General features: G+C 68.1%; 18 protein-coding genes and 2 pseudogenes. 5 read left to right on the top strand and 15 right to left on the bottom strand.

What is annotated here, in order from left to right; translation table 11 throughout:
• Together Q8N19_RS08070 and Q8N19_RS08065 are read right to left on the bottom strand one after the other, a co-directional pair.
• Window positions 1–535: pseudogene (locus tag Q8N19_RS08070) on the bottom strand (thiolase domain-containing protein); the annotation flags it as partial.
• 201 nt (window positions 536–736) lie between these two features.
• Window positions 737–2,215, bottom strand: coding sequence for an AMP-binding protein (locus Q8N19_RS08065; RefSeq protein WP_305589532.1), 1,479 nt, complete (start codon window positions 2,213–2,215; stop codon window positions 737–739).
• 188 nt (window positions 2,216–2,403) lie between these two features.
• On the opposite strand from Q8N19_RS08065, the gene rraA reads away from it, so the two are divergent.
• Window positions 2,404–2,880: a ribonuclease E activity regulator RraA gene (gene rraA, locus Q8N19_RS08060; protein WP_305589530.1), complete on the top strand. Its 477-nt coding sequence runs from the start codon at window positions 2,404–2,406 to the stop codon at window positions 2,878–2,880.
• On the opposite strand, the gene Q8N19_RS08055 is transcribed toward rraA, so the two are convergent.
• The 4 genes from Q8N19_RS08055 to Q8N19_RS08040 form a co-directional block, all read right to left on the bottom strand.
• Window positions 2,877–3,173, bottom strand: a complete 297-nt coding sequence (locus Q8N19_RS08055; protein WP_305589528.1) for a DUF2218 domain-containing protein — start codon at window positions 3,171–3,173, stop codon at window positions 2,877–2,879. The genes rraA and Q8N19_RS08055 overlap by 4 nt on opposite strands.
• Before the next feature lie 2 nt (window positions 3,174–3,175).
• The gene (locus tag Q8N19_RS08050; RefSeq protein WP_305589527.1) at window positions 3,176–3,730 is read right to left on the bottom strand and encodes a PadR family transcriptional regulator; all 555 of its coding nucleotides are present in this window, start codon (window positions 3,728–3,730) and stop codon (window positions 3,176–3,178) included.
• A 70-nt stretch (window positions 3,731–3,800) separates the two neighbouring features.
• Window positions 3,801–4,721: a hydrogen peroxide-inducible genes activator gene (locus Q8N19_RS08045; RefSeq protein WP_305589525.1), complete on the bottom strand. Its 921-nt coding sequence runs from the start codon at window positions 4,719–4,721 to the stop codon at window positions 3,801–3,803.
• Between the two features lie 186 nt (window positions 4,722–4,907).
• The gene (locus Q8N19_RS08040; protein WP_305589523.1) at window positions 4,908–5,759 is read right to left on the bottom strand and encodes a glutamate racemase; all 852 of its coding nucleotides are present in this window, start codon (window positions 5,757–5,759) and stop codon (window positions 4,908–4,910) included.
• A gap of 134 nt (window positions 5,760–5,893) precedes the next feature.
• Here Q8N19_RS08040 and Q8N19_RS08035 point away from each other — a divergent pair, with 134 nt between their 5' ends.
• Window positions 5,894–8,014 (top strand): M3 family metallopeptidase, encoded by a 2,121-nt coding sequence (locus Q8N19_RS08035; protein WP_305589522.1) that lies wholly within the window; start codon window positions 5,894–5,896, stop codon window positions 8,012–8,014.
• A 157-nt stretch (window positions 8,015–8,171) separates the two neighbouring features.
• On the opposite strand, the gene Q8N19_RS08030 is transcribed toward Q8N19_RS08035, so the two are convergent.
• The gene (locus Q8N19_RS08030) at window positions 8,172–8,948 is read right to left on the bottom strand and encodes an enoyl-CoA hydratase/isomerase family protein (RefSeq protein WP_305589520.1); all 777 of its coding nucleotides are present in this window, start codon (window positions 8,946–8,948) and stop codon (window positions 8,172–8,174) included.
• Window positions 8,945–10,111, bottom strand: a complete 1,167-nt coding sequence (locus Q8N19_RS08025; protein WP_305589517.1) for an acyl-CoA dehydrogenase family protein — start codon at window positions 10,109–10,111, stop codon at window positions 8,945–8,947. The genes Q8N19_RS08030 and Q8N19_RS08025 overlap by 4 nt, the downstream gene beginning before the upstream one ends.
• 94 nt (window positions 10,112–10,205) lie before the next feature.
• Here Q8N19_RS08025 and Q8N19_RS08020 point away from each other — a divergent pair, with 94 nt between their 5' ends.
• The gene (locus tag Q8N19_RS08020; RefSeq protein ID WP_305589515.1) at window positions 10,206–11,429 is read left to right on the top strand and encodes a CaiB/BaiF CoA-transferase family protein; all 1,224 of its coding nucleotides are present in this window, start codon (window positions 10,206–10,208) and stop codon (window positions 11,427–11,429) included.
• Between the two features lie 3 nt (window positions 11,430–11,432).
• Here the strand turns inward: Q8N19_RS08020 and Q8N19_RS08015 are convergent, their stop codons facing one another.
• The 5 genes and pseudogenes from Q8N19_RS08015 to Q8N19_RS07995 form a co-directional block, all read right to left on the bottom strand.
• A complete protein-coding gene (locus Q8N19_RS08015) occupies window positions 11,433–14,261 on the bottom strand; it encodes a [protein-PII] uridylyltransferase (protein ID WP_305589513.1) in 2,829 nt (942 codons plus the stop codon).
• Window positions 14,262–14,372: 111 nt separating this feature from the next.
• Window positions 14,373–15,569, bottom strand: coding sequence for a DUF3644 domain-containing protein (locus Q8N19_RS08010; protein WP_305589511.1), 1,197 nt, complete (start codon window positions 15,567–15,569; stop codon window positions 14,373–14,375).
• Between the two features lie 174 nt (window positions 15,570–15,743).
• Window positions 15,744–15,920: pseudogene (locus Q8N19_RS08005) on the bottom strand (ThiF family adenylyltransferase); the annotation flags it as partial.
• 22 nt (window positions 15,921–15,942) lie between these two features.
• Window positions 15,943–17,088, bottom strand: coding sequence for a surface-adhesin E family protein (locus Q8N19_RS08000; protein ID WP_305589509.1), 1,146 nt, complete (start codon window positions 17,086–17,088; stop codon window positions 15,943–15,945).
• A 90-nt stretch (window positions 17,089–17,178) separates the two neighbouring features.
• A complete protein-coding gene (locus Q8N19_RS07995) occupies window positions 17,179–17,943 on the bottom strand; it encodes a molybdopterin-synthase adenylyltransferase MoeB (RefSeq protein WP_305589507.1) in 765 nt (254 codons plus the stop codon).
• Window positions 17,944–17,984: 41 nt separating this feature from the next.
• On the opposite strand from Q8N19_RS07995, the gene hslV reads away from it, so the two are divergent.
• Window positions 17,985–18,536: an ATP-dependent protease subunit HslV gene (hslV, locus tag Q8N19_RS07990; protein WP_293316539.1), complete on the top strand. Its 552-nt coding sequence runs from the start codon at window positions 17,985–17,987 to the stop codon at window positions 18,534–18,536.
• A 30-nt stretch (window positions 18,537–18,566) separates the two neighbouring features.
• Window positions 18,567–19,871, top strand: coding sequence for an ATP-dependent protease ATPase subunit HslU (gene hslU / locus Q8N19_RS07985; RefSeq protein WP_305589505.1), 1,305 nt, complete (start codon window positions 18,567–18,569; stop codon window positions 19,869–19,871).
• A 10-nt stretch (window positions 19,872–19,881) separates the two neighbouring features.
• Here hslU and Q8N19_RS07980 read toward each other — a convergent pair whose 3' ends face one another.
• Complete coding sequence (locus Q8N19_RS07980) at window positions 19,882–20,937, bottom strand: lysine-2,3-aminomutase-like protein (RefSeq protein WP_305589503.1); 1,056 nt, start codon at window positions 20,935–20,937, stop codon at window positions 19,882–19,884.
• Between the two features lie 48 nt (window positions 20,938–20,985).
• On the bottom strand, window positions 20,986–21,220 hold a 235-nt coding region (locus Q8N19_RS07975), incomplete at its 5' end, for an amino acid--tRNA ligase-related protein (protein WP_305589501.1).

The following is a 21,220-nucleotide window of genomic DNA, read 5'->3' as shown; positions in this document are numbered from 1 at the left end:
GATGGCTGGCGGCGACCTTGATCCAGGCCAGCTGCTCGGACGTGGTGCCGTACTCATGCATGTGGCGCATGGCGCACATGCCGTAGGTGTTGTGGGTGGTGCCGCCGTAGATGTTCTCAAAACCGGCTTCCGGCGGACCATCGGTGAGCTGACCGGGGCGTCCGCCGCCGCCGAAGCCGCCGAACTTCTGCTGGCGCGGGCGGCCGGCGAGGGTGATCAGCGCCACCTTGCACTTGCCCGCCGCGATCGCCTGGGCCGCGTGGCCCACATGCAGGATGTAGGACGAGCCGCCGGTCTCGGTGGAGTCCATGTGGCGGACATTGCGCAGGCCCATATAGTCGATCATCGACATGCCGCCGAAACCGGGCGCGTCGCCGGCGCAGAAATAGCCGTCCACGTCATCCTTGGTGAGACCCGCATCGGCCAGGGCGCCCTTGGCGCTCTCGGCGTGGATCTGGGGGGTGGATATGTCAGGCGCGTCGCGGAGCGGATGCTCGTAGGCGCCCATGATGTAGGCCTGGCCTTTAATGCTCATGTCCCTTCCCGGATTATGGTTCTGATCAATGGGGTTGGCCTTATCCGCGCCGGCGCGCGGTGTCATCCCTGCAGTCATCTGAGTACGGGCCGCCCGCCCCACCGCCGTCACCCTGGGCCTCGTGCCCAGGGTCCCTGGCGCCGCTTGCGCCCGCCCTCGACGGGGACCCTCGGGACGAGCCCGAGGGTGACGGTGACTGGGCTAAGCCGGCTGCGCCTTCAGCGCCTCCAGACGCGCCTCGCGCAGGGCCGAGCGGCGGACCTTGCCGGCGTCGTCGCGCAGGGGTTCGTCGACGAACTCGTAGGTCCGGGGCTGCTTGTAGGTGACCAGTCGGCTCGACAGGTAGTCGCGCAGCTCGGCGTCGGTGGTCGGCCGGCTCACCTGGACGATGGCGTGGATCTTGTTGCCCAGATCATCGTCGGGAATGCCGATGACGGCGCAGGACATCACCGCCTCATGCTCGTCCAGCGCGGCCTCGATCTCAGCCGGATAGACGTTGGAGCCGCCCACCAGGATCATGTCGGTGCGCCGGTCGGCCAGGTAGAGATAGCCGTCCTCGTCGAACCAGCCGATGTCGCCCAGGCTTTCCCAGCCGCCGGGCAGGGTCTTGGCCGTAGCGCCGAGATACTTGTAGGACGGGCCGGCGCCTTCGGGACGGCGCATATAGATCTCGCCGACCTCGCGCGGCGGCAGGGGGTTTCCGGCCTCGTCCATGGCGACCATCTCGCCCATCCGCACCTTGCCCACCGAGCCCCGGTGTTCCAGCCATTCGGTCCCGGAGATGACGGTGGAGGCCTGGGCCTCGGTGCCGGCATAGAGTTCCTGGATCACCTCGCCGCCCAGCCAGTGGATGAAGGCCTCCTTGAGCCAGGGCGGGCACGGCGCGGCCAGGTGCCAGAGGGTCTGCAGGGAGGAGAGGTCGTAGCGGCTGCGAACCTCGTCGGGCAGATGCCAGATTCGGTTCATCATGGTCGGGACCATATAGACCCAGGTGGCCTTCCAGCGCGCGATCTCGGCCAGGGTCTTTTCGGGGTCGAACCTCGGCATCACCACGATGTGGGCGCCCATATTGATGGCCGACATCATCATGCCGAAGCCGGCGTTGTGATAGAGCGGCGCGGGCAGGAGGGCGATGGAGTCAGACCGCAGCTGCCACCCGCCGACCTCCGGAATCTCCGCCGCCGTCACGCCTGGCTGGCCAGCCAGGATCAGCTTGGGCCGGCCGGTGGAGCCGCCGCTGGTGGGCGCCTTTGACACCGGCGCGATCACGTCGGGCAGGTCGGACTCGTCGTCGGCCAGGGCGGCGATGTCGGCGATGTTCACCAGGGGCTTGTCGATGGCGTGATCGAATGCGGCGATGACGATAGGGGTCCTGGCCAGCTCGATGATGGCTTCCAGCTCGGCCTTGGGTAGGCGGAAGGACACCGGCTGCGGCGTCGCCCCCACCTTCCAGAGCGCCCAGCAGGCCTCGACGAAGCCGATGCCGTTGGGCAGGCCGAGCGTCACCAGGTCTCCCTTTTTGACCCCCATGGCCAGGAGCCCCCGAGCCAGGCGGTTGGTGCGCCGGTGGAACTGGCCGTAGGTGAGGGTCTCCTCGCCGCTGGACACCGCCGGGGCGTCCGCCTTGTCCCGCGCCAGCTGCGCCAGCCGCGCGCTCAGGGAAATCATCTCTTCGGCCATGGTCTCGTCCCTGGAAATGGTCTGGCCGCGGCTCGTTTCAGCGTCCGCGGTCCTGTGAAATGGTATGCCGCCCAATGTCGCGTCGGCGGTCAGAGTTTCCTCCGGCGCGGCCCCCACTGGCAAGGGTCTGGAAGAACATGCCCTGGGCGGTTAAGAGCCTCGGCGTCTCAAACCTTCAAGGCGCCGCCATGTCCGAGGACCTCTCCACCGCCGACCTGTCCGATGAGAACGAGGGCGCAGCCCAGGTCCTGCGCCTGCAGATGCGCGACCTGGGCGGCCGGCGGGCATTTTCCGGCCTCATCCGCACCGTCCGCTGCCACGAAGACAATTCCAAGGTGAAGGCCATGCTGGCCACCCCGGGGAACGGGGCGGTGCTGGTGGTCGACGGGGGCGGTTCGCTGAACTGCGCCCTGGTGGGCGACCTGATCGCCCAGAGCGCGGTCGATCAGGGCTGGGCCGGCGTCATCGTCAATGGCGCGGTGCGCGACGCTGCGGTGCTGGCGACCCTCGACCTGGGGGTCAAGGCGCTGGGGACCATGCCGCTGCGCAGTGTTCGCCGGGACCTGGGCGAGAGCGATAGCGTCGTGGCCTTCGGCGGGGTGATCTTCACCCCAGGCGACCGGCTGTTCGCCGACGCTGACGGGGTCTTGGTCCTGCCAGCCTAGGCGGCCGGGCGCCAGGTCACGGCCATCTCCGGCTCGCGGAAGGCGAAGCGCTTGAGGTGGCTGTCGATCACCCCTTCCAGGCGGGCGCGGGTCTCGGCCGAGGCGGACTCGACCTGCAGGTCCAGGGCCACCGGCCCCGCGCCCAGGCGGCAGACTCCGCCCTCGAAGACGATCTCGCCGGTCTGGTCATCGAACCGGGTCTCGACCTTGTGGCCGAAGTGTTTGCACAGCTGGATCATGTAGCGGCGGGCGTGCGCCGTGGGCACGCTGGCGAGCGATGTGGTCGCGTCCATGCTCACCCCCCCACCCGCTCGATCTTGCCGGCCGCCTCGTCGAGGATGGCGGCCACCGCCTCGGCCTCGGCCTCGCTCAGGCCGCGGGAGGCGCGCAGCCGCAGGGCGGTCTTCACGTTGTCCATGCCCCGGCGGACCTTGTGGCGGCCGACCTCATCGCCGGTCTCGTTCATGCGGGCGAAGATGGCGGCCACGGCGGGCCGTTGCGGCTCCAACGCTTCGCGCCCGGCCGGCGTGATCTCATAGAGCTTGCGGGCGCCGGACCCCTGGCTCTGAGCCACGAAGCCCTCGTCCTCCAGCAGGGCCAGCGTCGGATAGATGGCGCCGGGACTGGGGCGATAGGCCCCGCCGGTGCGCTCTTCCAGGGTGCGGATCAGCTCGTAGCCATGGGAGGGCGCCTCCTCCACCAGGGCCAGCAGCACAAAGCGCAGGTCGCCGTGCTCCAGAAACCGGCCGAGGCGCGGCCCGCCCCGGCGGCCATGACCGCCGCCATGACCCCCGACCCCGTGCCGGCTGTGGCGGGCGCGGTGGGGGTGAGATCCAAAGTGTCCATACATGAGTTTCGTTCCTATTTCGATCTATCGAAACAATAGATATATCGAAACATGTCGGACTTCAAGGGGGCCGTCAGGACAGGAGGGGCGGATCGACCACTTCGCGCATGATCTCGGCCAGCAGGCGGCCCTCGGACGCCCGGCTGGAGCCGGACCGCCAGGCCACCACGATCTCGCGGCTGGGATGGTCGGTGGCCAGCGGCCGGATGGTGACGGCGGCGGAGTCGGTGAGGCCTGCGGCCACGGCCATGGCCGGCAGGAAGCTGACCCCCAGCCCTGAGCCCACCATCTGCACCAGGGTCGGCAGAGAGGTGGCGGCGAAGGGGCCGTCCTCGGTGCTGGCCCGGGGCGCCTTCAGACCGCAGGCGGCCAGGGCGTGCTCGCGCAGGCAATGGCCATCCTCCAGCAGGATCATCTCGGCCCGCTCCAACTCATCAGGGGGCGTCGCGCTCATCCGGGCCAAGGGGTGATTGGCGGGCAAAGCGGCCACCAGCTCGTCGTCGGCCACATGGGCGAGGTCGAGGCCGGTGGTCTCATAGGGCAGGGCGATCAGAGCGGCGTCCAGCTGGCCGGCCTTGAGTCCTGCGATCAGTCGTGCGGTCAGGTCTTCCCGCAGAAAGAGCCGCAGATCCGGATAGCGGGTGCGCAACAGCGGGAAGGCCCGGGGCAGCAGGAAGGGGGCGATGGTCGGGATCACGCCCAGGCGGAACCGGCCCGACAGGGGCTGGCCGGCGTGGCGGGCCTCCTGCACCATCTCCTCGGCCTCGTTGAGGATGGTGGCCGCCCGCCGCAGGGCGGCCTCGCCCACGGCCGTCAGGATGACCCCGGTGCGGGCCCGGTCGACCACCGGCGCCCCCAGGGTCCGCTCCAGCTCCTGGATGCCGGCCGACAGCGTCGGCTGGGTGACATGGGCGGCCTCGGCGGCGCGCCCGAAGGCGCCATGCTCGGCGAGGAGCTTCAGATATTGCAGCTGGCGGACGGTGGGCAGGATCATGGGGCCAATATAGGCGGGCCCTATCAAAACATCAAAAACTATCGATTGGACCCCGTCAGGTCCCCGAGGCGATATTGGAGCGGTCGAGGCGGCTGAGCTTCCCAGCCCGTCTCAATGTCCGGGGGTGGCGTCTTCTCTCCCCCAGCGCGGGCGCGCCCCCGGACCCCGGCTCGCCCCAAAGGGCGCCTAGGCGCGCTCGAAGTTCAGGGGGCCTTCCCAGAAGGTCTGCACCAGGTCGTGCTGGGCGCCGGGCCGGCCGGTGGTCAGGAAGCGCCGCCCCCCCGCTGATCCGGCGGCGATCTCCGGATGGCGCTCCAGATAGCCGGCCAGGGCCGCGGCCGTGGCGTCGGGCTGATGGATCAGCGGCGTGCCGGGCTTGAGCGCAGCCCGGAACATGTCGGCGATGATCTCATAATGGGTGCAGCCCAGGATCGCCCGGTCCGGCGCCCGGCCGATGCGGGCGGTGATCTGGGCCACATGGGCCTCCACCGCCTGGGCCAGCTCCACGGCGCCGGCATTGTCCTCGATCATCCGGGCCAGCTCCGGGCAGGGCTCGACGAAGACCGCCACATCCTGCCGACGCTTGTCGATCTCGATCTCATAGACCCGGCTACGGGCCGTGGCTGGCGTGGCGAACACCGCCAGGATGTCCAGCTTCTCCACCTTGTCCCCCCGGCGCTCGGCCTCATGCTCCCAGGGCAGGCCGGTGGCCGCCTCGATGGTTGGCACGATCAGCCCCAGCACGTTCACCGGCCGCCCCAGCTCCCGGCGGCGCTGTGGCAGCCAGGTCTGTTGCAGGCGCCGCAGCGCAATGGCCGAAGCAGTGTTACAGGCCAGCACCACCAGATCGCAGCCCTGGTCGAACAGCCGGTCGCAGCCGGCCCGGGTCAGCTCGACGATCTCCTCGCCGGGCCGCCCGCCATAGGGGGCGTTGGCCTGGTCGGCCAGATAGACGAGGTCGGCGCTCGGAAAGCGCTCCGCCAGCTTGCGGTGGACGGTCAGGCCGCCCACTCCGGAATCAAACACGCCAATGGCCATGTCCCGGCTTTAGCCGCCCCTTGCGCGCCCCGCCAGAGGGGAGGCATGTCACATTACAAGCCTGTCATGTGACGTTCAGGCTCCCGGCGCCTAAGGTCGCGCCAACCTTCCTTTCGACGACACCGGAGTTTCTGATGGATCGGCGCATGTTCCTGGCCGTCTCGAGCGCAGCGCTCGGCGCCGCCACCCTGCCCCTGCCCGCCTTTGCGGCCGACGGCGCGCCGCTGCTGGCGCCCTGGACCGGCCCCTATGGGGGCGTGCCCCCCTTCGACCAGGTCAAGATCGCCGACTTCGCGCCAGCCCTCGAGGCGGCCATGGCCCAGGAGCTGGCCGAGATCGAGGCTATCGCCAACAATCCGGCTCCGCCGACCTTCGACAACACCATCGCAGCCCTGGAGCGGGCCGGTGCGGCGCTCGACCGGGTGAACACCTCTTACTGGGTCTGGGGCGGCACCCTGTCCAATCCGGAGATGCGGGCGGTGGAGACGGCCATGGCGCCGCGCCTGTCGGCTCATGCCGACAAGATCCTGCAGAACGCCAAGCTCTTCGCCCGGATCGAGCAGGTCTATGAGGGCCGCGAGAGCGCCGGCCTGACCCCGGAACAGCAGCGCCTGACCTGGAAGCGCTGGAACGCCTTTGTCCGGGCCGGCGCCAAGCTCGACTCCGCCGCCAAGACCCGCGTGGCGCAGATTAATGGCGAACTGGCCCAGGCCTTCACCACCTTCAGCCAGAACCTGCTGGCCGACGAGACCGACTATGTCCTCTATCTGAAGACCGAGGCCGAGCTGCGCGGCCTGCCCGAGGACGTGCGCGCCGCCGCCGCCGCGGCGGCTGTGGAGCGGAACCGGCCTGGCGAATACGCCATCCTCAACACCCGCTCCTCCATGGACCCCTTCCTCACCTATTCCGATCGCCGCGATCTGCGCGAGAAGGTCTGGCGGACCTATTACAGCCGCGGCGACAATGGCGACGCCCACGACAATAACGGCGTGATCCAGAAGATCCTCAAGCTGCGGGTCGAGCGCGCCAACCTGCTGGGCTATCCGACCCACGCCCACTGGCGGCTGGAGGCGGCCATGGCCAAGACGCCCGAGGCGGCCATGGAGCTGATGCTGCGGGTCTGGCCGGCGGCCGTGGCGCGGGTGCGCGAGGAGGTGGCCGAGATGCAGGCCATCGCGGACGCCGAAAAGGGCGGGGTGAAGATCGAGCCCTGGGACTATCGCTACTATGCCGAGAAGGTCCGGGCCGCCCGCTACGACCTCGATATGAACGAGGTGAAGGCCTATCTGCAGCTCGACAAGCTGGTGGACGGCATGTTCTGGGTCGCTGGCGACGTGTTCGGCATGAGCTTCACGCCGGTCACCGACGTGCCGGTCTATCACCCCGACGTCCGGACCTGGGAGGTGAAGCGGAACGGCGCCCATCTGGGCCTCTTCTATTTCGACCCCTATGCGCGGACCGGCAAGCGATCGGGCGCCTGGATGAACGCCTATCGCAGCCAGCAGAAGCTGGATGGCGCGGTCACGCCCATCGTCTCCAACAACTCCAACTTCGTGAAGGGCGCGCCCGGCCAGCCGGTGCTGATCTCCTGGGACGACGCCACGACCCTGTTCCACGAGTTCGGCCACGCCATCCACGGCCTGTTGTCCAATGTGACCTACCCGTCCCTGTCGGGCACCAGCGTGCCGCGCGACTATGTGGAGTTCCCCAGCCAGGTGCTTGAGGCGTGGCTGCCCACCCGCCAGGTCCTGAATCGGTTCGCCCTGCACCATGAGACCGGCGAGCCCATGCCCCAGACGCTGTCGGACAAGATCGAGCGGGCCTCGACCTTCCGTCAGGGCTTCGACGTCACCGAGTTCATGGCCTCGGCCCTGATCGACATGAAGCTGCATCTGGCCGGCGACGCCGACATCGATCCCGACGCCTTCGAGCGGGAAGAACTGGCCAAGCTGGGCATGCCGGCCGAGCTGCCCATGCGCCACCGCACCCCGCAGTTCGCCCACATCTTCGCCTCGGACGGCTATTCGGCCGGCTACTACTCCTATCTGTGGGCCGAGGTGCTGTCGCAGGACGCCACCGAGGCCTTCGAGGAGGCGCCGGGCGGCATGTACGACAAGGATGTGGCCAAGCGGCTGGTCGACCATGTCCTGTCGGTCGGCGACACCGTGGATCAGACGGAGGCCTATCGCGCCTTCCGTGGCCGCGACGCCGATGTGGGCGCCTATCTCCGCGACAAGGGCTTCCCGGTCACCTGAGGGGGCCGGTCACCTGAGGGATTGAGCGCAGCGTGCTTCGAGGCTCGCTGCGCTCGCACTTCAGCATGAGGGGTTGGATATCCGGCGCCTCTCCGTCGACCTCATCCTGAGGCGCCGCGAAGCGGCCTCGAAGGACGAGGGCGACTGCGCCCCCGCCTCACCGTCCCTTGAAGCGGCCAGGACGGCGTTCGTTCACGGCCGCCACGCCCTCGGCGAAGTCCTCGGTGGCGCGCAGGATGGTCTGTTGTTCATGCTCGTGGGCGGTGGCGGCGCGGACCGCCTCAGCCAGTTTGCTGCGGGTGGTCTTGCGGGTGGCCACGACAGCCAGGGGCGCATTCTCCGCCAGCTCGGCGGCGAGCGCGAAGGCCGACTGGCGCAGCTCGTCGGCCGGGACCAGCTCGTCCACCAGCCCCCAGGCCAGGGCCTCATCGGCGCGAATGCGGCGGCCGGTGAGGAACATCAGGTCGGCCCGATGGCCGCCGATTACCCGGGGCAGGGTGTGGGTCAGGCCAAAGCCCGGATGGAAGCCCAGCTTGACGAAATTGGCCGAGAACCGCGCCTCATGGGCCGCGACCCGGAAGTCGGCCACCAGGGCCAGCCCCAGGCCCGCGCCGACAGCCGCCCCCTGCACGGCGGCGACAATGGGTTTCTCCACCGAAAACAGCCGCACGGCCTGGTCATAGAGCTCGGAGACCCCGCCCATGCCCGCCCCGCCGATGCCGGTGGGGGAGGCGAGATCGGCGCCCGCGCAGAAGGGCTTGCCCTCTGAGGCCAGCACGGTGGCGCGCACCGCCGGGTCCTTGTCGAAGGCCAGCAGGGCGTCGGCGATGTCGGCGACCAGCTCCACTGACACGTGATTGGCCGGCGGCCGGTGGAAGATCAACTGCGCCACATGGTCCTGGACGCTGATGACGAGATGGTCGGAGCTGCTCATTTGCGGGTTCCCAGAAGGTTGCGGGCCACCACCCACTTATGGACTTCGGTGGGGCCGTCATAGATGCGCATGGTGCGCAGGCGCGAGGCCATCAGCTGCAGCGGCAGCTCCTTGGTCATCCCCATGGCGCCGAAGGTCTGCATGGCGTGGTCGACCACCTCCCAGGCCATTTCGGTGGCGTAGGCCTTGATCATCGAGATTTCCACCCGGGTATCGCGGCCCTGGTCGAGCTTCCAGGCGCAGTCATAGGTCATCAGGCGCGCGGCATGGATACGGGTCGCCGCATCGGCCACCCACCACTGGATGGCCTGGCGCTCGGACAGGGGCGCGCCGAAGGTGGACCTCTGGGGCGCGTACTCGACCATCATGTCGAGCGCCCGCTGGGCCATGCCGATGGACCAGGCGGCCATCTCGATCCGCCGGGTGCCCAGACGGATCTGCATGGGCGCAAAGCCCGCGCCTTCCTGGCCGAGCAGCTTCCAGCCCTCCACCCGGCAATCCTCCAGCACCACCTCATAGGTGGACTGGCCCCCGATCATCGGGATCTGCCGCAGGACGTGGAAGCCCGGAGCGTCACGGTCCACCAGGAAGGCCGAGATGCCGCCGCGGGCCCGCTTTTCGGTGTCGGTCACCGCCATCAGGATGGTGAAGTCGGCGTCCGCCGCCCGGGTGATCCAGATCTTGCGGCCGTTGATGATCCAGTCGTCCCCATCGCGGACCGCCTTGGTGGTCATGGCCGAGGGATCAGCGCCGGCGCCGGGCTCCGAAATGCCGATGGCCGAGACGGTCTCGCCGCGCACATAGGGCGCCAGATAGGCCTCGCGCTGGCGCTCGTTCACCGTGGCCATCAGCATGCGCAGGTTCGGGCTGTCGGGCGGCAGGGTGTAGGGGGTGATGGTGCGGCCCAGCTCCTCGCCGACGCCGACCATGGCCACATAGGGCAGGTCCGAACCGCCCACATCCTCCGGCGCGTCCAGGCCCCAGAGGCCCAAAGTCTTGGAGATCTCGTCGAGGCGGGCGTGCTCTTCAGGCGCGAGCGACAGGCCCTGGCCCTTGGCCTCCCGGTCCAGGACGCCGGCCTCGAGCGGCATCAGCTCGTCGCGGACAAAGCGCGCGGTCAGCTCCTTGAGCATCCGATGCTCGTCCGACAGCTGGAATTCCATGGGCGGCCTCCCTCTAGGTCACGGTCTTTCGTCGCTTGGCGCGATCTCTCCGGCGCAGCATAAACGCCGATAAGAAGCATAGGGGAGAACGGCCGTGGCGGAAGGCAAGGAACTGGGGAGCAAGGCCACGGGGCCGCTTTCAGGGGTGCGCATCCTGGACCTGACCAGCGTGGTGTTCGGCGCCTATGCGACCCAGATCCTCGGCGACCAGGGCGCCGACGTGATCAAGCTGGAGGATCCGGGCTCGGGCCGGGGGGACGGCGGCGACATCATGCGCTGGGCCGGTCATCCGCCCGAGGGCGCGCCTAAGGACCTCGGCCCCATCTTCCTGACCATCAACCGCAACAAGCGCTCGGTCCTGGTGGACCTGCGCGACCCCGCCATGCGCCCGGCGCTCGAGGCCCTGATCGCCAGCTGCGACGTGTTCGCCGCCTCGGTCCGCTATGAGGGGCTCAAGCGGCTGGGCCTCGACTATGAGGCGGTGAAGAAAATCCGCCCCGACGTGATCTATGTCCATGCCGCCGGCTATGGCTCGGACGGGCCATACGCCGGGGAGCCGGCCTATGATGATCTGATCCAGTCGGCCTCAGGCATGGCCGACCTGCTGCCCCGCACCGATGGCAATGAGACCCCGCGCATCCTGCCGACCCTGGTGGCCGACAAGGTTTCGGGCCTCTTCATGGCCCAGGCGGTCACCGCGGCCCTGTTCCACAAGGCGCGCACCGGCGAGGGCCAGTTCGTCGAGGTGCCGATGCTGGAATGCGTCACCAGCTTCAACCTGGTGGAGAACCTCTATGACCACGCCTATGAGCCGCCCACGGGCCAGTGGTCCTATCAGCGGGTGACCAATCCCCACCGCAAGCCGTTCCGAACGAAGGACGGCTATATCGGCCTGCTGCCCTATACCGACAAACAGTGGGACCAGTTCTTCGCCGTGGCCGGCTGGGCCGAGACGGTGGCCAGGGACCCGCGCTTTGCCGACTACGCCCAGCGGGCCAAACACACCCGTGAGCTCTACGCCATGGTGGAAGAGGTCACCGCCACCAAGACCACCGACGAATGGCTGACCCTGCTCAAGGGCCTGTCGATCCCGGTGCAGAAGACCAACCGCTTCGAGGACCTGGAGGGCGATCCACACCTGGAGGCCGTCGGCCTCTTCGAGCGCTACGACCACCCGCACCTTGGCCCCTACAAGGCCATCCGCCCGCCGGTGAAGTTCGAAAAAACCCCGTCCAACATCCGCCGCCACCCCCCGCGCCTGGGCGAACAGACCGACGAGGTCTTCGCCGAGGTCCGCCAGCGATCGGCGCCGGAATAGGGGTCAGCGCGCGAAGCTGGCCGGGGCGCGTTGCAGGCGGGTGTTCTTGCGGATCCGGGCGGCGTCGCCCTCGTTGAGCGCGGCCAGCAGGGCGGTCTTGAGCGGGTTAAGCGCCTTGGTCTCCGTCACCTTCCAGCCGGCGGCGTCGGTGACATAGAAGGCGTCCACCGCCCGCTCCCCATAGGAATCGATATGGGCCGAGGTGATGGAGAGGCCGGCGTCGGCCAGGGTATTGGCCAGCGCCGTCAGGAGGCCCGGCCGGTCGCGGCCCGAGGCCTCGACGATGGTGGCGTTTTCCGAGGCCTCATTGTCGATCAGCACGGTGGACTTGATGGCGAAGGCTGCGGTGCGGGCTTCCCCGCCGGCCCGGGGCGCCTCGCCCTGCGGAACCTCGCCGCGGGCGGCGGCTTCCAGGGCCTCGGCCAGGCGGGGCAGGGCGGACGGGTTGTCATGGCCAAACGGCTGGCCGGTGATGTCCTGCAGATAGAAGACGTCTAGGGCCTGGCCCTGGCGGGAGGTGAACACCCGGGCGCCCAGCACGCTGGCGCCCGAGGCGGTGATGGCCCGGGTCAGGTCGGCGAACAGCCGGGTCCGGTCCTTGGCGGCCACCACCAGCTCGGCGGCGTTGAGGTCTTCGCGCACATAGCCCATGGCTGCGGCGCCCTCGGCATGGGCCCGCTGGGAGACCGCCGCATGGATGGCGATCTCGTCCAGGCCAAAGCCCGTGAAATAGGCGTCCTCCATGGCCTCGCCCCAGGCCACGGCGGCGGGATCGGCCTCGGCCAGGCGGGCGCGGATCTCGGCGGCGGCGAAGGCCTGGCGCTGGCGCACCACGGCCACGGCGTCATTGGCCCGGCCGCCGCGGAACACGGCTGAGGCCGAGGCATAGAGGTCGCGCAGCAGCTGGCCCTTCCAGCCGTTCCAGACACCCGGCCCCACGGCGCGGATATCGGCCACGGTCAGCACCAGCAACAGGCGCAGGCGCTCGGGCGTCTGCACCATGCGCACGAAGTCGGCCACGGTGCGGGGGTCGGAGATGTCGCGCTTCTGGGCGTAGTCGCTCATCTCCAGGTGATGCTCCACCAGCCAGGCGACCAGGTCGATGCGCGCCCGGGGCAGGCCCAGCCGCTCGCAGGCGGCGCGCGCGGCCCGGGCGCCGGCCTTTTCCTGGCCGCCGGCGACGCCGCCCTTGCCCGTGTCGTGCAACAGCATGGCGAGGAAAAGGACGTCCATCTCCTGGATCTGCGGCATCAGGGAGACCGCCAGCGGATGCTCCTCGGCCAGCCGGCCCGCGGCGATGTCGGCGATCACGCCGATGGCCCGCAGGGTGTGCTCGTCCACCGTATAGGAGTGGTACATGTTGAACTGCATCTGGGCGACGATGCGGCCGAACTCCGGGATGTAGCGGCCCAGCACGCCGGCCTCGGTCATCAGGGTCAGGGTCCGCTGCGGGTCGCGACCGCCGGCCAGGGTGTCGAGGAAGATCTTGGCCGCCTTGGGGTCGCGCCGCATCTTCGAGGTGATGAGGCCGAGCGACCGGGTGGCGGCGGTAAAGGCGTCGGGATGCAGATCGAGGTCCCGGCGGTCGGCGATCTGGAACAGCCGCAACAGGTTGAGCGGATCGGCCTCGAAGGTCTCCGGCCCCTCCACGTCCAGTCGCCCGCCCTCCTCGATGAAGCCGGCCACATCCAGCGGCTTGCGGGTGGTCTTGCGGCCGCTGCCGGGGAACAGGCGCGAAATCCCCCGGGGCGCGGACTTGACCCGATCGGCCTCCAACTTGGCGGCGAAGACGCGGGTTAGCGCGCCGACCTCCTTGGCGATCAGGAAATAGCGCCGCATGAAGCGCTCGACGGCCGGATTGTCGGCCCGGTCCCCATAGCCCATGCGCTGGGCGATCTCCGGCTGCAGGTCGAAGGTCAGGCGCTCTTCCGGGCGGCCGGTGGCGAAATGCAGGTGGGCGCGCACGGCCCACAGGAAGTCGAAAGCCCGGATGAAGGCGCGGATCTCCCGGCCCTCGAACATCTCCAGCTGCGGCACCCCGTCCACCGGCTTGGACGGGTTCAGATACTCGGCGATCCAGAACAGGGTGTTGAGGTCGCGCAGGCCCCCCTTGCCGTCCTTGACGTTGGGCTCGACCATGTAGCGGCTGGCGCCGGCCCGGGCCTGGCGCTCATCGCGCTCCTTGAGCTTGGCGGCGACGAACTCCGCGCCGGTGCCCTTGACCACCTCGTTGCGGAACCGGGCGGTCAGCTCCTGGGCCAGGGCTTCGTCGCCGATCAGGCGCCTGGCCTCCAGGATCGAGGTGCGGATGGTGAAGTCTTCCCGGGCGAGCTTGACGCACTCGTCCACCGTGCGCGAGGCGTGCCCCACCTTGAAGCCCAGATCCCACAGGGCATAGAGCATGAACTCGATCACGCTCTCCACGTGGGCGGTCTGCTTGTAGGGCCGCAGGAACAGCAGATCGAGGTCGGAGAAGGGCGCGAGCGTGCCGCGCCCATAGCCGCCGACCGCCATCACCGCCAGGCGCTCGCCCTCGGTGGGATTGCGCGCCCGGATCATGTGGACGGTGGTGAAGTCGTACAGCGCGGTGACCACCTCGTCGGTGACCCCGGACAGAAGCCGCGCGGTCTCGATGCCGCCGGCCCCATTCTCCAGCCGCTCCTTGGCGATCATCCGCCCGCGAAACAGGGCCTGTTTCAGGATCTCCAGCGCCCGCCGGCGCTGCTCGGCCTCATCGCCGGCCGCATCCAGCGCCGCCGCCGACAACTGCGCCCGCAGCCGCACCCCATCGACGACATATTCCAGGCGGGTCGGCTTCAGACGAGGGGGCATGGGCTCGGGGGGCTGTGGCGGGTCAGGTACAGCATATAGGGGATTGGCATGGGCGCGTCAGGTCGCGCGGCCGATCATGGCATCGGCTTGCGACCTCCTCGGAACTGACGGTTACTTGTAACGGTCGCCGCTCTCCTCGCAGTGGGCTTTCACGCGAGCAATCCAAGTATCGAACCACCCCCATTGGCCAGCATATAATCCCGGACCGCCAAAAGGCTTTCCGGGCGCTTTCGCGTCCAACTCTTGCCAAAGATCGGAGTGAGCTCTCATGCCGAAGCGGGTGAATCCGGCATCCTTCATCAACTTCACGACGTCAGTGGCCGTATAGCGGCGCTTGTCGACCTCCTTAAGAAGCACCTTCGCTATCGCCTCACCCTCAGCCGAGTCGGCCTTGATAAATTCGATGGCTTCATCAGAGGCGCTCGCCCTGGCTCCGAGCTTCGGAATGAATACCACACGATGAGCGAAGGCCGGATCGGCCTGTTCTTCATCTGACAGCCCGGAATGGAAGGCGTCCATCATTGCGACGATGTTCGGCGGGAGCGTTCCAGCCTTCTTGAGCAAGGCCCGCTGGTCAGAGCCGAAGGTGACGAATTGCAGTGCGATAGGAAGGCGCCGCTCAAGCGCGTACTGCGCGCCGAATAGCGTCTTGAGGGCGTCGTTGAAGTTGATGCAGCAGGCTTGGAGCTTGGCGCTCACGGCGTCGTCGATGCGGTTGGTTGAGCGATGTTCGACTTCGTGGCGGAGGTCCAACAGGAACTCCAAGTTCTGCACTACCGGCTTTTTAACCGGGCATTTCGCTTGTCGCAGACAGAAGCCAAGCTCCCAGTACTTGTCTGCGCCTTCTGGCGTCTGAACCACTGTTCCGTCAGCTTTCTTGTGTCGGTAATCGACGCCCTCGCGCCGGTAAAACGCGTGCATCAGATAGGTCCAAGCGATGACGGCTGTAACGATGAAAAGCTCGGCCCGAAACGTCAGCCCAGCGCCGTTAAAGGTGTGAACGGCGGCGATCATCGCCTCACGGGCTTTGATGAGCAGCTCATCGCCGCGAATGCTGAGCCCGGTTGAAGGATCAACGTCAGGCCACGTCGCGAGAAATTCATCGAGCGTGTCGTCGTTGGCCGCGTTGATAGCCTTGTGGCGATCTTGCGTTCGGATCTCGCCGATTAGGCGGTGATTCACCGTGCGGAGCGGCCGGGTGAAGTAGGCCAAGATTTCCTGATCGTTCCATCCGCCTCGCGCTTGCATCGCCTTCACGAGGGCGACCTCCCAACGCTGCAGCGTGTTCCCCGGCTTGCCCCGCGCCATCACTTCCCCCACAGTCAAACGAGCGCTACCATAGCGTTAACATCTGACGTGGCCACTACCGTGCGGGTGTGCAGCAGTTACGGTGGTCGAAAGATAACTTGCCTGAGGCCTAGAGCTTACTTCCGTCCTCACAAGAAGTTCGCAGAGCTAGCTGGATACGGACCCGCCAGCCTCTCAAGCTCTTTCGCCACACACCGCACACTCCGGATCAGCCCCAATCCGCACCGTCCGCGTCTCCGCGGCCAGGCCGTCATAGACCAGCAGCCGCCCCTCCAGCGGCTCGCCTGCCCCGGTGATGACCTTGATCGCCTCGAGCGCCATCATGGCGCCGATGACGCCGGTGGCTGTACCGCTCAGATAGGCCGGCGCCCTGCTATTTTAGCCGCTGACCCGTCGTTGGCGCCTCGCAGATGCGTTTGATGATTGCCCCTCTGGCTGAATTCGGCTCGACCTGGATCCAAGACGGTTCAGCCTGGGCCTGGGCCTGTGACGGGCCACTGAGGTTGCTTCCCTCATAGATGGCCATGGAGAGAACCCGCAGTCTGCGGCCTCTGCAATCGACGTTCCAGCTCTGGAGGTTCGACTGGCTGTCCAGGGGGCCGAGACGCATCGGCCCGTAGTATTCGTGACGTACCAAAGCGCTTAGCGTGCCATCGGCGAGTTCCGTAACGCCTGCTGGACCGCCAAACGACACCGCAGACTCATCGGCGGTGATTAGAATCCAGCCATCAGACTCGATATGGTCCGCCAGCCAAGATCGTACGCCCACATCGTCAAGCGCTGCGGGCATTGGAGCATTCCGAGCGCTACCGCCCGTCGAGGGTGATGACCTCAGAATGGGGGTCGCGTTCGCGCCCACGCGGCGCAACATGCCCGCGTGCACGGCCTTGCAATCGCCTGGGTATGGCGCAACGACGCCCGCACTGTCGCCGTCGAAAATCGAGCGCCACACCTCGCCACGGTATGGGTAGGCTCGACCCATGTTCAACGGGTCAACATTTGTCGGACCAACGCCGGTCAGAATGTCCTGATCATCAACCGTTTCCGGATCACCGTCGCGGTCGGCAAAGATCACCGCGAGGCTCGCCTCGCCCTTGAAGGCTTGCGGGCGCGGCAGGTCAGCCCTGTAAAATGGGCCTTTCTTCGGCGCTTCAGCCGGCTTGGCGTCGCCAAGCACGGGCTCAGCGTTGACATACAGCTGCATTAGCCGCCCGTCGGGCCTGTAGTCCGCTGAGATGTTCCAACGCCAGACGTAATAGCCGCAGAGGTTGATGTCGTAGATATACTTCTCGATGTCGCTATTCCGCGGATGCGCCCTCAGGGTGGCGCCGCCCTGATCAACGAAGGTCGCCCGTACCCCGTCGCGCGTTGAGCTATCGGAGAAGTCGCGCAGAAAAAGAGCCCGCATCTCTTCGACGCTGGCCTGCTCTTCGAAACGGAATGCTGTCTGGGCATGGCCTTGGCTCACCGCCAAAATCAGCGAGCACCCCAAGCCCAGAAAGAACTTTCCACGCCCCATAGTGCAGACCTCTATCCCGGACTTTCGGATCCTTTCACAGGACCGCTTGAGACAGCTACTACCATGACGCGCATACGGTCTAGCTTCGGGTTAGAGGTCGGCCGTCGTTTTTGGGCGGGGCGCCCCACACACCGAACACCCCGGATCAGCCCCAATCCGCACCGTCCGCGTCTCCGCGGCCAGGCCGTCATAGATCAGTAGCCGGCCCTCCAGCGGCTCGCCCGCGCCGGTGATAACCTTGATCGCCTCCAGGGCCATCATGGAGCCGATGACGCCGGCGAGCGCGCCGATGACGCCGACGGCGGCGCAGGTTTCGGCGTCGGGGGGGATGGCGGGGACCAGGCACTGGTAGCAGGGCTGGCCGGTGAAGACGCCCACCTGGCCGGTCCAGCGGCCGATGGCGCCGGAGACCAGCGGCTTGCCGTGCGCCACGCAGGCGGCGTTGACCGCAAACCGGGTGGCGAAGTCGTCGGTGCCGTCCAGCACCAGGTCGGCGCCGGCGATCAGGGTCCCGGCATTGGTGCTGTCCAGGGCCAGGCGGACGGGGTTGATCTTCACATGCGGATTGAGGGCGGAAAGCGCGGCCGCGGCGGCCTCGACCTTGGCGGTCCCTACGTCTGAAGGCCGATAGATCACCTGGCGCTGCAGGTTGGAGAGGTCGGCCGCGTCCGGGTCCACCAGGGTGACCTGGCCCACGCCTGCGGCCGCCAGATAGAGGCTGGCCGGGGCGCCCAGGCCGCCGGCGCCCACGATCAGCACATGGGCGGCCTTCAGCCTCTGCTGGCCTGGCCCGCCGACTTCCCGCAGCACCAGATGGCGGGCGTAGCGCTCGACCTCGGCGTCGGAAAATTCCATGGCGCTTGACCTCACCTGCCCTGGTCGCCACATCCCGGCGGATGTCGCAGACTTCTTCCAACTTCCCCGACTGGCACGGCACGACCATCCTGGCGGTGCGCAAGGACGGCCAGACCGTCATCGCCGGCGACGGTCAGGTCTCCATGGGCCAGACCGTGGTCAAGGGCAACGCCCGCAAGGTTCGCACCCTGGCCGGCGGTCGCGTCCTGGCCGGTTTCGCCGGCGCCACGGCCGACGCCTTCACCCTGATCGAGCGGCTCGAGACCAAGCTCGAACAGTATCCGGAACACCTGGCCCGGGCCTGTGTGGACCTGGCCAAGGACTGGCGCACCGACCGCTATCTGCGCAAGCTCGAAGCCATGCTGCTGGTGGCCGACAAGGACGCCATCTACACGGTCACCGGCGTCGGCGACGTGCTGGAGCCGGAAAGCGGCGTGGCGGCCATCGGCTCGGGCGGCAACTACGCGCTCGCCGCCGGCATGGCCCTTATGGACTCAAGCCTCTCGGCCGAAGAGGTGGCCCGCAAGGCCATGGGCATCGCCGCGCGCATCTGCGTCTACACCAATGGCGAGCTGACGGTGGAGCGCCTGTAGGGCGCCCGTCGGCTCAAACCCCGTGAGCTCATGACAGACTTCTCCCCCCGCGAGATCGTTTCCGAACTCGACCGCTTCATCGTCGGCCAGAAGGACGCCAAGAAGGCCGTCGCCGTGGCCCTGCGCAACCGCTGGCGCCGCAGGCGGGTGCCCGACGCCCTGCGCGACGAGGTGACGCCCAAGAACATCCTGATGATCGGCCCCACCGGGGTCGGCAAGACCGAGATCGCCCGCCGGCTGGCCAAGCTCGCCAATGCGCCCTTCCTCAAGGTCGAGGCCACCAAGTTCACCGAGGTCGGCTATGTCGGCCGCGACGTGGACCAGATCGTCCGCGACCTGGTGGAGAGCGCCATCGCCATGGTCCGTGATAAGCGCCGCGGCGCCGTCCGCGCCCGGGCCGAGGCCGCGGCCGAGGAGCGGCTGCTGGACGCCCTGACCGGTCCCGGCTCGACGGCGGCCCGCGACAGCTTCCGCAAGAAGCTGCGGGCCGGCGAGCTGGACGACAAGGAGGTCGAGCTGACCCTGGCTGACTCCGGCGGCACGCCCCTGTTCGACGTGCCGGGCCAGCCGGGCGCCTCCATGGGGGTGATGAACATCTCCGACATCATGGGCAAGGCCTTCGGCCAGGGCCGCACCAAGACCCACAAGACCACGGTGGCTGGCGGCTGGGCGCCGCTGATCGCCGAGGAGAGCGAGAAGCTGCTGGACCAGGAGGCCCTGACCCAGGAGGCCCTGCAACTGGCCGAGAACGACGGCATCGTCTTCCTCGACGAGATCGACAAGGTGGCCAGCCGGTCCGACCGGGCCGGCGCCGATGTCAGCCGGGAGGGCGTCCAGCGCGACCTCCTGCCCCTGATCGAGGGGACGACCGTCTCCACCAAGTACGGGCCGGTGAAGACCGACCACATCCTGTTCATCGCCTCGGGCGCCTTCCACGTGGCCAAGCCCTCGGACCTGCTGCCCGAGCTGCAGGGCCGCCTGCCCATCCGGGTGGAGCTGAAGGCCCTGACCCGCGACGACATGCGCCGCATCCTCACCGAGCCCGAGGCCAATCTGATCCGTCAGAACCAGGCGCTGCTGGCCACCGAAGGGGTGACGCTGACCTTCACCGAGGAGGCCATCGATGCGCTGGCCGATTCCGCCGTGGCGGTGAATGGCTCGCTGGAAAACATCGGGGCCCGGCGCCTGCAGACGGTGATGGAAAAGGTGCTGGAGGAGATCAGCTTCACCGCCGCCGACAGGGACGGCGAGACCCTGACCATCGACGCCGACTATGTCCGCCAGCGCCTGGGCGAACTGACCGGCGACACCGACCTGTCGCGCTACATCCTGTAGGCCTCAGCCCTTAGGTAGAATGGGGCGGCGGATAGGGGTGGCGGACCCCTTGCGGGTCCTCCACCTCGTAGGCGCCTTCGACGCCTTCCACATAGGCCGGGCCGATGGGCGACTTGCCGTGGCCGCCAGGGATGTCCAGCACATAGGTCGGCTGGCAGAGGCCCGAATAATCGCCGCGAAGGGCGCGCATCAGGGCCTGGCCTTCAGCTATCGGCACCCGCAGGTGGCTGGTGCCGGGCGCCAGGTCCCCCTGGTGCAGGTAGTAGGGCTTGATGCGGGTCTCGACGAAGGCGCGCATCAGGGCGCCCAGCACCGCCGCATCATCATTGATCCCGCGCAGCAGCACGCTCTGGCTGACCATGGCGATGCCTGAGTCGATCATCTTGGCGCAAGCCGCGCGGGCCTGCGGCGTCAGCTCATCGGGGTGGTTGGCGTGCAGGGCCACATAGACCGCCTTGCCCGGAGCCTTTAGGGCAGCCACCAGCTCGTCGGTCACCGCGGCCGGATCGACCACCGGCAGGCGGGTGTGGAAGCGGACCACCTTCACATGGTCGATAGAGGCGAGGCCCGCCATCAGCTCGGCGAGCCTGCGGGGCGAGAGCACCAGGGGATCGCCGCCGGTGACGATGACCTCCCAGATCTCTTCGTGCTCGGCCACATAGGCCAGCGCCGCCGCCAGCTCGGCCGGCGTCAGGGCGCCCTCCCCGCCTGGCCCCACCATTTCGCGGCGGAAGCAGAACCGGCAATAGACCGCGCAGACATGGGTGATCTTCAGTAGCGCCCGGTCGCCATAGCGGTGGACGATCCCCTTGACCGGCATATGGGCGTGATCGCCGATGGGGTCGGACAGCTCCTCAAGCGTGGCGTCCAGCTCGGCGGGATCGGGCAGGTACTGGCGGGCGAGCCCTGGCCCGCCCTCGGCGATCTGCTGGGCGAGATAAGGCGTGATCGCCACGGCATAGCGGGCGGCCACGGCCTCCAGGGGGGCGATGTCCGCAGGCGCGATCAGCCCGGCCTCGGCCAGGGCCGCAGGCGTGCGCAGGGTCTTGGGCGCCGGGCTCGTCATCGGCGGCATATGGCTGAGATGGGGCCGCCCTGCAATGGAAGCCCCCTGTCAGACCTCCGCCACCGGGGTCCAGATCACCTGTTCGATCCGCTGGGCGCCGGCGGCCAGCATGACCAGGCGGTCAAAGCCCAGCGCCGCCCCGCTGGCGGCCGGCATGTGGGTGAGCGCGGCCAGGAAATCCTCGTCGATGGGGTATCGCTCCCCATAGACCCTCGCCTTCTCATCCATCTCGGCCTCGAACCGGCGGCGCTGTTCATCGGCGTCAGTGAGCTCGCCAAAGGCG

It is taken from the genome of Phenylobacterium sp., assembly GCF_030693405.1.
Classification (GTDB): Bacteria; Pseudomonadota; Alphaproteobacteria; order Caulobacterales; family Caulobacteraceae; genus Phenylobacterium.
The sequence above is the reverse complement of the archived record's forward strand: the minus strand, read 5'-3'. Positions and strand labels throughout refer to the sequence as shown.

What these genes read in the sequence shown, in the direction of transcription:
- Q8N19_RS08065 (WP_305589532.1), bottom strand. Translation starts at nt 2,215, where the DNA reads ATGGCCGAAGAGATGATTTCCCTGAGCGCGCGGCTGGCGCAGCTGGCG.
- rraA (WP_305589530.1), top strand. Translation starts at nt 2,404, where the DNA reads ATGTCCGAGGACCTCTCCACCGCCGACCTGTCCGATGAGAACGAGGGC.
- Q8N19_RS08055 (WP_305589528.1), bottom strand. Translation starts at nt 3,173, where the DNA reads ATGGACGCGACCACATCGCTCGCCAGCGTGCCCACGGCGCACGCCCGC.
- Q8N19_RS08050 (WP_305589527.1), bottom strand. Translation starts at nt 3,730, where the DNA reads ATGTATGGACACTTTGGATCTCACCCCCACCGCGCCCGCCACAGCCGG.
- Q8N19_RS08045 (WP_305589525.1), bottom strand. Translation starts at nt 4,721, where the DNA reads ATGATCCTGCCCACCGTCCGCCAGCTGCAATATCTGAAGCTCCTCGCC.
- Q8N19_RS08040 (WP_305589523.1), bottom strand. Translation starts at nt 5,759, where the DNA reads ATGGCCATTGGCGTGTTTGATTCCGGAGTGGGCGGCCTGACCGTCCAC.
- Q8N19_RS08035 (WP_305589522.1), top strand. Translation starts at nt 5,894, where the DNA reads ATGGATCGGCGCATGTTCCTGGCCGTCTCGAGCGCAGCGCTCGGCGCC.
- Q8N19_RS08030 (WP_305589520.1), bottom strand. Translation starts at nt 8,948, where the DNA reads ATGAGCAGCTCCGACCATCTCGTCATCAGCGTCCAGGACCATGTGGCG.
- Q8N19_RS08025 (WP_305589517.1), bottom strand. Translation starts at nt 10,111, where the DNA reads ATGGAATTCCAGCTGTCGGACGAGCATCGGATGCTCAAGGAGCTGACC.
- Q8N19_RS08015 (WP_305589513.1), bottom strand. Translation starts at nt 14,261, where the DNA reads ATGCCCCCTCGTCTGAAGCCGACCCGCCTGGAATATGTCGTCGATGGG.
- Q8N19_RS08010 (WP_305589511.1), bottom strand. Translation starts at nt 15,569, where the DNA reads ATGGCGCGGGGCAAGCCGGGGAACACGCTGCAGCGTTGGGAGGTCGCC.
- Q8N19_RS08000 (WP_305589509.1), bottom strand. Translation starts at nt 17,088, where the DNA reads ATGGGGCGTGGAAAGTTCTTTCTGGGCTTGGGGTGCTCGCTGATTTTG.
- Q8N19_RS07995 (WP_305589507.1), bottom strand. Translation starts at nt 17,943, where the DNA reads ATGGAATTTTCCGACGCCGAGGTCGAGCGCTACGCCCGCCATCTGGTG.
- hslV (WP_293316539.1), top strand. Translation starts at nt 17,985, where the DNA reads ATGTCGCAGACTTCTTCCAACTTCCCCGACTGGCACGGCACGACCATC.
- hslU (WP_305589505.1), top strand. Translation starts at nt 18,567, where the DNA reads ATGACAGACTTCTCCCCCCGCGAGATCGTTTCCGAACTCGACCGCTTC.
- Q8N19_RS07980 (WP_305589503.1), bottom strand. Translation starts at nt 20,937, where the DNA reads ATGACGAGCCCGGCGCCCAAGACCCTGCGCACGCCTGCGGCCCTGGCC.